Origin of the sequence: uncultured Porticoccus sp. (assembly GCF_963975625.1) — a bacterium.
Lineage (GTDB): Bacteria > Pseudomonadota > Gammaproteobacteria > Pseudomonadales > Porticoccaceae > Porticoccus.
Genome location: NZ_CAXBHS010000001.1, coordinates 296,621 through 309,381 on the forward strand (window position 1 = coordinate 296,621; position 12,761 = coordinate 309,381).

A 12,761-nucleotide genomic window follows, 5' to 3' on the forward strand; every position below is an offset into this window, starting at 1 on the left:
TCTATGTTAGTGCTGATCACTTATGATGTTAGTGTCGTCACATCGGAAGGTAGACGGCGGCTACGCAACATCGCCAAAACTTGCCTGGATTATGGTGTGCGAGTACAGAACTCCGTCTTCGAGTGCGAAGTGGAGCCAGCACAGTTTACTATTCTTAAAAATATCCTTATGGAAATTTTTGACGAGGAAGAAGATAGCCTGCGTTTCTATCTTCTGGGAAAGCGAGGCCACCAGCGCATTGAACACCTTGGGGCAAAACCCGTAGATGACCCCCTTCGAAGTCCACTGATTCTTTAACCCGCTGACCCGCAGTTAACATGAAAATCCGGGTATGTTAGCGATTTGTTATCCTATTGATTAAGTAGGCAATTTTTCTCGTGGTTAATCTCAAGCACGTGGGTTCACTCGATAAGCGAGCGATTAGCGGAATAGATTCACTTTCTTTATGTTTTTTAACAACTTAGAATAAAACGGTCGCGCCCATCACGGGCGCGTGGATTGAAACCCCGGCCTTTTTCAGTGCTGCGCGTTTTTTGTTGGTCGCGCCCATCACGGGCGCGTGGATTGAAACATGCCAAGGTTTAATCCAGCTCCGCTGTTTTTCATGTCGCGCCCATCACGGGCGCGTGGATTGAAACTGTACTTGAATTTGTACTCATTTATGAAACGACCCGTCGCGCCCATCACGGGCGCGTGGATTGAAACTTGTCCGGCAAAGAGATATAACAAAACGATATAAAGTCGCGCCCATCACGGGCGCGTGGATTGAAACTCCGCGATGGTGGCGTCATGGTGTTGAGCCATACGTCGCGCCCATCACGGGCGCGTGGATTGAAACTCAACAATGCCGACCTTTCCGCCCTCCGCAACCAGTCGCGCCCATCACGGGCGCGTGGATTGAAACAAACGTAATGTCCGGGTTGCCCGCGGAGTCGGTTTGTCGCGCCCATCACGGGCGCGTGGATTGAAACTTACCTGCTAACTCCAACACAGGGGCATCGACTGTCAAGTCGCGCCCATCACGGGCGCGTGGATTGAAACTTACAGCCAGGATCTGTTTTTTGAGACGCTGGCGGTCGCGCCCATCACGGGCGCGTGGATTGAAACCCGGATGGACTGGAAACGCTCAGGCGCAGAGAGCAGTCGCGCCCATCACGGGCGCGTGGATTGAAACGCGACGAAGTGACCCAGAAACGTAAGGCGATTGTGGGTCGCGCCCATCACGGGCGCGTGGATTGAAACCTCATGCATCACCCACCAACACACAGCGGCGCTGAGTCGCGCCCATCACGGGCGCGTGGATTGAAACAAGTGGAATGAAACCCAGGTCAAATTACGGGAAGTCGCGCCCATCACGGGCGCGTGGATTGAAACAACCTGTCGATATCAAAAGGCAAGCGCAAGGGTTGTCGCGCCCATCACGGGCGCGTGGATTGAAACAGAGACATTGATCTGGATATGCTGGTAGACAGTGGTCGCGCCCATCACGGGCGCGTGGATTGAAACATGAATACCAGCCAATGGGTGCGAGCGCAGCGCCGTCGCGCCCATCACGGGCGCGTGGATTGAAACAACTCATATTGCATAGCTTGACCTCGCTATAGTGGTCGCGCCCATCACGGGCGCGTGGATTGAAACGGATGCTGTACTCGCCAAAGCCATCACGCCAGCTCGTCGCGCCCATCACGGGCGCGTGGATTGAAACTCATTCTGTCATTCATAAAATTGTCATACATATCGTCGCGCCCATCACGGGCGCGTGGATTGAAACACTACTGTTGCAGAGATGCAAGAAGCATTGAACTGTCGCGCCCATCACGGGCGCGTGGATTGAAACGCTGTCGAGGTCGCCAACACATACCCTGCGGTGGGTCGCGCCCATCACGGGCGCGTGGATTGAAACTGGTTTGTTGCTGTGGAATCAAAAGCGCCACACGGGTCGCGCCCATCACGGGCGCGTGGATTGAAACCGCCACGCTCAGGAAAATAGACACCCTGCAAGAGCGTCGCGCCCATCACGGGCGCGTGGATTGAAACTGTTGTCATAGTCAGGCCAGTGGCCGCCGCACACGTCGCGCCCATCACGGGCGCGTGGATTGAAACCTCTGTGGTTGATGAAAGCGACGTATTAGCAGTTGTCGCGCCCATCACGGGCGCGTGGATTGAAACTCGGCATTGTCTATACTCCAGCAAAAAGCAGCCCGTCGCGCCCATCACGGGCGCGTGGATTGAAACTCGGTCAGGTCGTGGTCAGCCGTGGTCGTCATGGTGTCGCGCCCATCACGGGCGCGTGGATTGAAACACCAGTTGCCGGAGCGGTGGTAATGTTTATCTGAGTCGCGCCCATCACGGGCGCGTGGATTGAAACAAACGATTTTTTGATTGAGTCCCACTTATATGCGGTCGCGCCCATCACGGGCGCGTGGATTGAAACCTGCCTGCCCGCCGTTTGTGTGTGAGATTAAAAGGGTCGCGCCCATCACGGGCGCGTGGATTGAAACACAACGACCCGACTGTTATCTGGGCCGGTGTGCAAGGTCGCGCCCATCACGGGCGCGTGGATTGAAACCGTGCCTGTCTTTGTACTTTTCCACCCTTGCACCGTCGCGCCCATCACGGGCGCGTGGATTGAAACGTCGAGAAGCGCATCGTTCGCCCTGCGCCGTAAAGTCGCGCCCATCACGGGCGCGTGGATTGAAACTTTGATAGTTTCAGCGCATCTCGGATGCACAACGTCGCGCCCATCACGGGCGCGTGGATTGAAACGCAACACCCGGCGGCCAAAAGCGCTTTTCTCCAGTCGCGCCCATCACGGGCGCGTGGATTGAAACCGTCTGATCTTCCTGACTGGAACCAAGGTAATCCAGTCGCGCCCATCACGGGCGCGTGGATTGAAATTCCAGAATAAAATCCTGACCGGCTGGCGTGTTGGTCGTGCCCCCTGCGGAAAACACTAGTGGTCTTGCGGTTTCATTACCAATTAAGGAGAAGTATCTGACCATCGGCCTGAAACACAGGTTGGATAATTAGTTGATTGGCACTATCATTCTATCTAGACAGTCTAGATTGAGGACCAAAGATGACAGCATGGCAATTACAGGATGCTAAAAACCGCTTCAGTGCTCTGGTAAAAGCGGCAGAGAACGAAGGACCGCAGGTGGTTACCGTTCATGGTAAGGACAAGGCGGTATTACTCTCGGTCGAAGCCTACCAGCAGTTGATACAGCGCAAAGGTAGTTTGCTGGACTTTTTTCAGAGTTCTCCGTGGGCCAAAACCGATATTGAAACTTCCCGCTCTGGGGATACAGGCCGGGAAGTCGAGCTGTGAATTATCTGCTCGATACCTGCCTCCTGTCTGAGTTGTGCAAACCCGAACCGGATGCCGGTGTGGTGGCATGGATTGCCGATATTGAGGAGACCAGACTGTTTATCAGCGTTCTGAGTTTGGGCGAAATCCAGAAAGGCGTCGCAAAACTGGAAAATGGTCGACGCAGGAACGCATTGCAGAACTGGCTCGAACAGGACTTACTGTGTCGTTTCACACAGAGGGTTTTACCTTTTGAGCTCGATATGGCGCTGGAATGGGGGTTGGTCAGCGCGGCGAGCGAAAGCCGGGGCAGGCCGGCTCCGGTTATCGATGCTTTGCTGGCAGTAACAGCGATAGCTCACAACCTCACCTTGGTGACACGCAATGACAAGGATTTTTCGGATTTTCCAGTGAAAGTGTTGAACCCTTGGGGCCAAAATTAAATAGTTACAAGACCACTAAAAATCATTGGATAACGCCATGGTTTTATATTAATTGTTGTAGCTATTTTTTCCGCTTTGAGTTGATTTTTCTGTCATATTTATCTCATTAAAGGATCGCAAATGAAGTGTTCTATAGGGTCTGTCACTAACCGGACCAAAGTGTTACTGCTACCCGTTGCCCTATTGCTGGCCGGTTTGTTGTTGCTCTCATCACCTGCGAAATCCCAGCCAGAACGGACGCTGTTCGACCGGCTCGGTGGTGTGTATCCGATTGCTTTGACGGTCAATGATCTGGTGGATCGTCTGTATATAAACAAGACGCTGAATGCGAACCCCAGGATAAAAAAGGTTCATGAAAGTATCGGCTCAAGAGAAAGTGCCAAAGTGGCGTTGACGGCTTGGGCGGTACAGTATACCGGCGGTCCGGTGCTGTTCCCTGTTCAGATCGGTGAAGTGGATGACGCACTGAAAATCACCGATGGGGAGTTTGATGTAATTCTCGATGAATGCGCGGTATCGTTCAATAACGCGAAATTTCCACAGCGTGAAGTGGGCGAACTATTGAAATTGGTCGAAGGCTTCCGTTCTCAGGTGGTTATTCAAGGCTGAATAGCCCCGTCAGTCATTGACCTCTGCCCCACTGCCAAGACTGGCAGTGGGACGTTTTTGGTTGTGTTGGTAAGTATTGCCTCTGAGCGTGCTCAGGCCGCCAGGGGTTGATGGCTGCGGGGTGTGGAAAACAGCTCGATCACGTACAGCGCCGTGGTTATGTCCAGTGATGAGGCAAGGGTTTCCACCATACCGGTGGGCAATATGCACACTACGTCGTAGCCGTGTTCGCTCATTCGCAGGCAGTAACAGGAGCTACTGTTTTTGTAGTTCATCAGGCAAAGAATTTCATCCATAAACACGTCGTAGGTGTGTTCCTCGGTGTCCATCACCAGTACGTGATTCTGATGGCAGTAGCATACCCGACCCAAAAAGGTGGCTGTGTGTTTCGATTGGGGGTGCCTCGGGTCCGTTACCTCAACGGTTACGCCCGGGGTTAACAGTTCACTCAGTTGCTTTGACATGGCAATTCCTCCGGTAGAGACGTACTGCCGGAACCCGAATGGCGCTGGCACGGGTGCAGTTGATTGGCACGGTTGTGACACGCGAGGTGCACAGAGTTAGTCGAGCGCCGGATTCGCATCAATCCATCGTTAAAGAACGTACCTGCCAATGGTTTTTTCACTGGCATTGAGTTCATCATGGAGAATATTTTTAGAAAGGGCTGTCTAAAAACCATGCTAAGAAGCATGATTTTTCGTTATGATTATTATAATTATTTCAGATAATTACATTGATAAAACGGCTTTTCTGACCATAAAAAAGCCGTTTTAATTTTGTGAAGCTGTTTCGGAAAACTAACCCTTCATTTCTTCCAGTTCTACCCAGCGCTCTGCGGCTGTATCCAGCGCCTGTTGTTTTTCTGCCAATTGGTCCAGCACCGGCTGGGTTTCGGTAAAAGGGCGGTTAAAAAAGTCCGGGTCTGCTGTCTGCTCCTCCAGCAGCGCTATGTCCTTCTCCAGCTTGTCGATCAGGCCCGGCAGATTGTCCAGTTCCCGCTGGAATTTGTAGCTCAGTTTGACGGCGGGTTTTTTCGCCGCAGCGGTTGAGGTGGTCTCGTGATCCACAAGGTGGCCGGAGGGGTGATCCAGCGTATCGGCGATTTTGAGGTGTTTGCCTCGTTTGACCCAATCGCTGTAACCGCCGATGTACTCTTCAATTTTGCCGTCTTCCTCGAATACCAGCACGCTGGTAACCACGTTATCGAGAAACTCCCGGTCGTGGCTGACGATGATCAGGGTGCCCTGGTATTCCACCAGTTGCTCCTCGAGAACTTCGAGCATTTCCACATCGAGATCGTTGGTGGGTTCGTCGAGCACCAGCAGGTTGGTGGGACGCGTAAACAGTTTGGCCAGCAGCACCCGGTTGCACTCGCCGCCGGACAGGGCGCTGACCGGGGTCATGGCGCGTTTGGGCGAGAACAGAAAGTTGCGCAGGTAACCGATAATATGGCGCTCCTTGCCATTAATGCGAATGTACTCTTTGCCGTCGCCGACGTTTTCGGCAATGGTTTTGCTGGTATCCAGCTCCCGCCGGATCTGATCGAAGTAGCCGATTTCAATATTGGTGCCCAGTTTGACCGATCCTTCATCAGGTTCTATCTGGCCGAGCAGAATTTTCAGCAGGGTAGACTTGCCGACGCCATTATTGCCGATCAAGCCGATACGGTCACCGCGCATGATCTTGATCTTGAAGTTGTCGATCAGTTGTTCATTGCCATAGCCGTGGCACACGCTGCGCGCTTCGATCACTTTGCGCCCGGAGTTCTCGGCGGTTTCAACAGTGATTTTGGCCTTGCCCTGCACATTGACGCGCTGTGCGCGGTTCTGGCGCATGGCCTGCAGGGAGCGCACTCGGCCTTCGTTGCGCGTACGGCGTGCTTTGACGCCTTGGCGGATCCAGGTTTCCTCTTCAGCCAGTTTCTTGTCAAACAGGGCATTGCGGCTTTCTTCTTCTTCGAGGGCCTGCTCCTTGAGGGTCAGGTAATTCTGGTAGTTGCCGGGCCAGCTGACCAGGTGCCCACGGTCGATCTCGACGATTCGTGTGGCCAGCCGCTGTAAAAAATTGCGGTCGTGGGTAATGAAGATGACGGCTCCCTGAAAGCTGCGAACACGGTGTTCTAGCCATTCAATCGTGCTGATGTCCAGGTGGTTGGTGGGTTCATCAAGCAACAGCAGGTCAGGATTGGACACCAGCGCTTTACCCAATGCCACCCGCCTGCGCCAGCCGCCGGATAATTCCGCCAGGGTTTTGTGGGCGGGCAATTCCAGTTGACTGATGATGGTCTCTACCTGTTTGTCCACCTGCCAGCCACCGCCGGCATCAATCTCGGCCTGCAAGTCTTCCATTGCCTGCATTCCCTGTTTGTCCGGACTCTGCTGGGATTGGTGGTAAAACCGGTTGATGAGCGATTGTTGGTCGGCCAGACCTTCCCGCACAACATCCGCAACATTGCGTTCCAGGTCCCCCGGCAGGGCCTGTTCCAATTGGCTGATGCGGAGGTGGCGACGGAAGTGGATTTCGCCGTGGTCGGGCTTGATCTGTCCGGTGAGAATTTTCAGCAGAGTGGATTTTCCCGCACCATTGCGGCCGATCAGACAAATCCGTTCACCGGATTCCACCGTAAGCTGGGCATTGATCAGCAGTGGCACATCGCCAAATTCAATGGAAATATCGTCGATCCGGATCAGAGTCATGAAACAGCTGGCCTGTGGTTTGGGGGGGGGATTCTAACAGAGTTCAGGTGATGGGATATGGGCGCGGACTCAAGGGTCGCAGGGCGCTTCGCCGTTGAGCAGTGGCAGCAATAACCGCATGGCATGTTCGACGATCAGCGGTTGTGCCGTTTCAGTCGGATGAATGCCGTCCGCCTGAATCAGGGCCTGATCTGTGGCGATATCTTCGAACATGAAAGAAATCAGTGGTACGTTCTCCTGGGCGGCGAGTTTAGGAAAAACATTGGCGAACTGATCGCTGTAACGCTTGCCATAATTGGGTGGAATTTGCATGCCAAACAGAATGGGCTGGCTATCATTGGCGCGACTGAGGTCGATCATGGCCCGCAGGTTCTGCTCCATGCGCGGAATCGGGTAACCCCGCAGCCCATCGTTACCGCCCAGTTCGATCAGCACAAAATCCGGCTGGTGTTCGTCAATCAGGGTATCCAGTCGGGACAAGCCGCCACCGGTGGTATCTCCGCTGATACTGGCGTTAATGACCCGATGCTCATCACCCAGTTGATGTTGCATCAGGTCCACCCAGCCCTTACCGGCATCGATACCATAACCGGCACTGATGCTGTCACCCAGAACCAACAAGGTGGCGCTGTGGGCAGGGAGTAGCACAAGCGATAAAATCAGGGCAATACAGTAGCGGATCATGGCAACAAAGTTGAAGGTGACAGATAACTGTTACAGTGTATGGCGTTTGTCGGTAAATGGAAGTAATCAATGATTGAAGCGAATCATATTACCAAGGAAGTGACCACTTCCGAGGGTGTGCTACGAATTCTGGACGATATTAACCTGACCGTGATTGACGGAGAAGCTCTGGCAATTATCGGGCCTTCCGGATCGGGCAAGTCTACGCTGTTGGGGATCCTGGCGGGACTGGATACACCCAGCGCCGGGGTGGTCAGGGTGAACGGGGAAGATATCACGGCCATGACTGAGGAGGGGCGGGCTGCCATGCGTGCCCGCTATGTGGGATTTGTCTTTCAATCATTTCATTTGCTGCCCAGTCTGACGGCACTGGAAAACGTCTCGTTACCATTGGAGTTGCGCGGTGATACCAGTGCCACCGACATTGCCCGCAGTTATCTCGACCGCGTCGGATTAACTGCCAGACTCAGCCATTATCCCCGCCAGTTGTCCGGTGGTGAACAGCAGCGTGTTGCGCTGGCGCGCGCCTTTGCCAGTCGACCCAGAATCCTGTTTGCCGATGAGCCCACCGGCAACCTTGATACGCTTACTGGCAAGACGATCAATGATTTGTTGTTCCAGTTGAACCGTGAAGAGGGTACGACACTGGTATTGGTGACCCATGAGGCCACATTGGCCAGCCGTTGTCACCGGCGTGTGACGTTGCAGGGTGGTCTGCTGGTGGAAAACGACGCGGTGTTGTCAGGTACCCCGGAATGATGGCCTGGAAGTTGTTGTGGCGAAGTTGGCGCGGTGGCCAATTGGCCCTGATTTTCTGGTCGCTGGTCATGGCGGTGGTTGTCGTGACTGCAATTGCCCTGCTGGCAGACAGGGTAGAAAAAGCGTTGGTTAAAGAGTCCAGTCACCTGCTGGCCGCGGATGCTCAGGTTCGCAGTAGCCGTGCTATACCGGACGATTGGTTGCGGCGCGCGGATGATGAGCGCTTGAAAACCGTGCAGATGGCACTGTTTGCTTCGATGGTCTACAGCGGGGAAAACAACCATTTGGCCGCAGTGAAAGCTGTGCAGTCCGGCTATCCTCTACGCGGCCTGTTGACACTGGCCGAGCGCCCTTTTGTAACGGCCCCCGAGTTTTTTGAGTCGGTAAGCCACGGCCCACCCGCAGGTGAGGTCTGGGTGGACAGCCGTCTTCTGCCTATTCTGCAAATGGAACTTGGCGACTCGCTGGAAGTGGGAGGAGTCACGCTGCGTGTCACCAAAGTCATTGTCGAAGAGCCGGATCGCGGTGGCTCTTTCTCCCTGTTTGGCGCCCGGGTGCTGATGAACTGGCAGGATCTGGCGGCATCTGGAGTGATCCAGCCCGGCAGTCGGGTCGATTACCGTTTGTTGCTGGCGGGTGAAGACAGCAATCTGGCCAGCTATCTCGCCTGGGTCGAGCCGCAACTTAACAGTCATGACCGGCTTCTGTCCCCCGATGAAGCGCAAGCGGGTATTGCCGATACGCTGATTCAGGGGCGGCGGTTTCTGATTCTGGCCGGAAGCCTGGGCGTTGTTCTGGCGGGCATTGCTCTGGCTCTGGCCAGTCGCCATTACGCTGTCAGGCAAACAGCGGCTGTGGCGTTGTTGAAAAGCTGGGGGCTGTCTGCCCGCCGTGTACGATCGCTTTACTGGCAGCAGACCTTCTGGTTGGCGCTGGCGGGCTCGCTGCTGGGGCTGGCGATAGGCTGGCTGGTACATGAATCACTGGTCTTGCTGGTGCGCGAATTGCTGCCGGTCAATCTGCCTCAGGCCGGTTGGCGGCCCTGGCTGGTGGGTTTGGCGACAGGCATGCTGTGTCTGGTGGGTTTTGCCCTGCCAGCTCTTTGGCATTTGCCGTCCCTGTCCCCGCTGGCGGTGTTGCGACGGGATGTGCCCGTCCACCCGGTCAGTGCGATGAAGCGACTGGTGATCGGTTTGCTGGTCATCCTGCTGATGTTGCTCTGGTACAGCCAGAGTGTAGCCCTGACGCTGGCAATTCTGGCTGGACTGGCAGTGACAGCACTGGCGGTGATGGGTCCCGGCTGGCTGTTATTGAATCTGGCCCGACGACTGGGTAACCGGGCCGGCAGTATATGGCGGCTGGCCCTGGCCAACCTGTGGCGTCGCCGTGGACAAACACTGGTGTTGCTGACCGGGTTTGCCGGAGCCATGGCGATTCTGATGACGCTGGTGATGGTGCGTACCACCTTGATGGAGCAGTGGCGCTGGCAGCTGGCCGAAGATGCGCCCAATCACTTTCTGGTCAATGTGGCTCCCCACGAACTGGATGGCGTGAAACGCCTGTTGGCAGACAACCAGCTCAGTTCGGTGGGCTGGTATGCCATGGTTCGCGGGCGGATAACGCTGATTGATGGACAGCCGCCTTCCGATGAACTGGTGGAGCAAAATAATGCCCTGCGCCGTGAACTGAATCTGAGTTGGACCGATCAGTTGCCCGAAGGCAACAGGGTGGAAGAAGGGCAGTGGTGGGAAGAGCTGACACACTTCGCTGAACGCCATGGCGAGAATGTGGCACCGGTATCGATTGAAGAGGATCTGGCCGGTGAAATCGGGGTGACGCTGGGCAGTCGTCTCACCTTCAGTGTGGGCGGACTCACCTTCGATGGGGTGATTACCAGTATCCGCAGCCTCAACTGGGACACCATGACCCCCAATTTTTACGTGCTGTTTCCCGATGGGTATCTGGAAAAGTATCCGCGAATTTTCATGACCAGCCTGTATTTGCCCCCGGAACAGAAACCGTTCGTCAATACACTGCTCAGTCAATATCCCACGGTATTGGTGATTGAGCTGGATATGGTGATTGAACGGATTCGCTCCATGGTGACCCAGGTGACCCATGGGCTGGAGTTGATGACGCTGCTGATTCTTGGCTGTGGGGTGTTGGTTATGCTGGCCACAGTGACATTGTCGATGGCCGAGCGGCTGGAGGAAAGTGCCATTCTGCGAACACTGGGCAGCACGGCCCGGCGCATATTGACGGTGCAGGCGGTGGAGTTCGGTGCGCTGGGGGCGCTGGCCGGGCTGCTGGCCGCCGTTGGTGCAGAGTTGGCATTGTTTCTGTTACAGCGGCGTATGTTCGAGGCGCCCTTTGGGCTCCATGTCGAACTGTGGCTCTGGGGCCCGTTGGCTGGGGCGCTGCTGATTGGTGTGCTCGGTGTGCTATACACACACAAGGCGGTTCGTCGACCGCCGCTACAGGTGCTGGGTCATCTCGATATCTGAAACCGCTAAAACAGCATTTTGGCACCGAGGTAACTTTCGTGCTCTCCCGCCTGTGTTGCCTGCTGTTTGTGCAGTGACGGCTCCTCCCCGTACTGGATGAATAGCACAGGCCGGGGTATTCCCTCGTCGCCGGAGGTGGCCCAAAGGGATGCGACTTCCCACAGAATTGACCATTGCACGGCGAGGAAGAAACCCTCTGCAATAGCTCTATTATCGGGCGCATGATGGACACCTTCATCACGGTTTAGCCGGATTTTCCAGGTGTCATGAACTTCGCGCTGGATAGGTGGCAGCGCACCAATGTACTGCCAACCGTGAGTGTCCGACAATGCGGGCAATGAGATAAATCCGGTTAGTACAAGAAACGTCAGAGTCGGGAGTTTCAAGGGGCGTCTCCATATTATTGTTATGGGCATTTTTATAAGTAACGTATTGATATAAGCAATCCCGGAGGGTCGCCTGCTGCCATCCAGTTAGTGACAAAATTGTCATCTGTGGAGGTTTGTACGCAAGCAAGTCGATTGTGGATCGCCTCTGTGATGCGAACCAGGTAAGGCAAACGGACGCATCTCTGGAGAACAGGGCAGGAATCCGTTAGAATCCGGCCTCATTTTTTTCTCAAACTCTTGGCCATTATTCATGGAAATCAGTCCACTTCGTCACGCCCTCGAGGATCTTCAGGTACGCACAGACGTGCTTAGGGGGTATCTTTGACTTTGCCAACAAGAAAGATCGCCTGACCGAGGTCGAGCTGGAGCTTGGCGCTGCCGATGTATGGAATGATCCCGAGCGGGCTCAGCAACTGGGGCGCGAGCGCTCGTCACTGGAACTTATTGTGACAACCATCGAAACACTGGACAGCGGTATTGCCGATGCCAAAGACCTGCTCGATATGGCGGTGGAGGAGGACGATGCCGGCGCTGTGGCGGACATTGAATCCGAAGTGGAGCAGCTCACCGCGCAGCTGGAAAAACTGGAATTTCGTCGGATGTTTTCGGGTGAAATGGACCCCAATAATGCCTTTCTGGATATTCAGGCCGGTTCCGGTGGAACCGAAGCGCAGGATTGGGCTGAAATGCTACTGCGTATGTATTTGCGCTGGGGCGATGAAAAAGGCTTTAAAACCACTCTCGAGGAATGTTCTGCAGGCGAAGTGGCCGGTATCAAGAGTGCAACGATTCTTTTTGAAGGTGAATACGCGTTTGGTTGGCTTCGCACCGAGACGGGCGTGCATCGGTTGGTGCGTAAGTCACCGTTTGATTCCGGCAATCGCCGCCATACCTCGTTCAGCTCGGTGTTTGTTTCTCCGGAAATCGACGATGATGTGGAAATTGATATCAATCCTGCCGATGTCCGGACGGATACCTACCGGGCCAGCGGCGCCGGTGGTCAGCACATTAACAAGACCGATTCGGCGGTGCGCCTGACCCACGAACCAACCGGTGTGGTGGTGTCCTGTCAGAGCGAGCGATCCCAACACCAGAATCGGGACAAGTGTTGGAAAATGTTGCGCGCCAGGCTGTATGAGCGGGAAATGCTGAAACGCAGCGAGGCCGCTCAGGCCCTGGAGGACAGCAAGTCGGATATCGGCTGGGGCAGCCAGATTCGCTCCTATGTTCTCGATGACCAGCGTATCAAGGATTTGCGCACTAACGTCCAGACCAGTAATTGCCAGGCCGTGCTGGATGGTGATCTGGATCGCTTCATTGAAGCCTCACTCAAAGCCGGTCTGTGATAACCGCACCTGTCCCGGTCCGGC

The 12,761-nt window shown here is 54.9% G+C and carries 11 protein-coding genes and 1 CRISPR repeat array; of the genes, 7 read left to right on the top strand and 4 right to left on the bottom strand.

Annotated features, from left to right (window positions below; genetic code table 11):
- The first annotated feature begins 3 nt into the window (after positions 1-3).
- The 4 genes from cas2 to AACZ64_RS01405 all read left to right on the top strand — a co-directional run bounded on the left by cas2 (position 4) and on the right by AACZ64_RS01405 (position 4,359).
- Positions 4-297, top strand: a complete 294-nt coding sequence (cas2, locus tag AACZ64_RS01390; RefSeq protein WP_293614389.1) for a CRISPR-associated endonuclease Cas2 — start codon at positions 4-6, stop codon at positions 295-297.
- Positions 298-473: 176 nt separating this feature from the next.
- A CRISPR array of direct repeats spans positions 474-2,898; the repeat unit is 32 nt; unit sequence GTCGCGCCCATCACGGGCGCGTGGATTGAAAC.
- Positions 2,899-3,079: 181 nt separating this feature from the next.
- Positions 3,080-3,328: a type II toxin-antitoxin system Phd/YefM family antitoxin gene (locus AACZ64_RS01395; protein WP_293613606.1), complete on the top strand. Its 249-nt coding sequence runs from the start codon at positions 3,080-3,082 to the stop codon at positions 3,326-3,328.
- Positions 3,325-3,750 (top strand): type II toxin-antitoxin system VapC family toxin, encoded by a 426-nt coding sequence (locus tag AACZ64_RS01400; protein WP_293613607.1) that lies wholly within the window; start codon positions 3,325-3,327, stop codon positions 3,748-3,750. The genes AACZ64_RS01395 and AACZ64_RS01400 overlap by 4 nt, the downstream gene beginning before the upstream one ends.
- A 120-nt stretch (positions 3,751-3,870) precedes the next feature.
- Entirely contained in the window at positions 3,871-4,359 is a 489-nt protein-coding gene (locus AACZ64_RS01405) for a hypothetical protein (RefSeq protein WP_293613608.1), read from the top strand.
- A gap of 92 nt (positions 4,360-4,451) precedes the next feature.
- On the opposite strand, the gene AACZ64_RS01410 is transcribed toward AACZ64_RS01405, so the two are convergent.
- From AACZ64_RS01410 to AACZ64_RS01420, 3 genes are all read right to left on the bottom strand, one after another.
- On the bottom strand, positions 4,452-4,823 hold the full coding sequence (locus AACZ64_RS01410; RefSeq protein WP_293613609.1) for a hypothetical protein: 372 nt from the start codon (positions 4,821-4,823) through the stop codon (positions 4,452-4,454).
- Positions 4,824-5,156: 333 nt separating this feature from the next.
- On the bottom strand, positions 5,157-7,055 hold the full coding sequence (locus AACZ64_RS01415; RefSeq protein ID WP_339639618.1) for an ATP-binding cassette domain-containing protein: 1,899 nt from the start codon (positions 7,053-7,055) through the stop codon (positions 5,157-5,159).
- A 69-nt stretch (positions 7,056-7,124) separates the two neighbouring features.
- The gene (locus AACZ64_RS01420; protein WP_339639619.1) at positions 7,125-7,739 is read right to left on the bottom strand and encodes an arylesterase; all 615 of its coding nucleotides are present in this window, start codon (positions 7,737-7,739) and stop codon (positions 7,125-7,127) included.
- Positions 7,740-7,808: 69 nt separating this feature from the next.
- Between AACZ64_RS01420 and AACZ64_RS01425 the strand changes: the two genes are divergently transcribed.
- Both AACZ64_RS01425 and AACZ64_RS01430 read left to right on the top strand, forming a co-directional pair.
- Positions 7,809-8,498 carry an ABC transporter ATP-binding protein gene (locus AACZ64_RS01425; RefSeq protein ID WP_339639620.1) on the top strand — a complete coding sequence of 230 codons (690 nt, stop codon included), beginning with the start codon at positions 7,809-7,811 and terminating at the stop codon, positions 8,496-8,498.
- The gene (locus AACZ64_RS01430; protein WP_339639621.1) at positions 8,495-11,002 is read left to right on the top strand and encodes an FtsX-like permease family protein; all 2,508 of its coding nucleotides are present in this window, start codon (positions 8,495-8,497) and stop codon (positions 11,000-11,002) included. The genes AACZ64_RS01425 and AACZ64_RS01430 overlap by 4 nt, the downstream gene beginning before the upstream one ends.
- Positions 11,003-11,007: 5 nt before the next feature.
- Here AACZ64_RS01430 and AACZ64_RS01435 read toward each other — a convergent pair whose 3' ends face one another.
- The gene (locus AACZ64_RS01435) at positions 11,008-11,388 is read right to left on the bottom strand and encodes a hypothetical protein (protein ID WP_293613613.1); all 381 of its coding nucleotides are present in this window, start codon (positions 11,386-11,388) and stop codon (positions 11,008-11,010) included.
- A 253-nt stretch (positions 11,389-11,641) separates the two neighbouring features.
- On the opposite strand from AACZ64_RS01435, the gene prfB reads away from it, so the two are divergent.
- Positions 11,642-12,737 (top strand): peptide chain release factor 2 gene (prfB, locus tag AACZ64_RS01440; RefSeq protein WP_293613614.1). Its coding sequence is split into 2 segments (ribosomal slippage): positions 11,642-11,713 and positions 11,715-12,737, totalling 1,095 coding nucleotides; the frame shifts between segments, so codons are not numbered across the junction.
- Positions 12,738-12,761 lie beyond the last annotated feature (24 nt).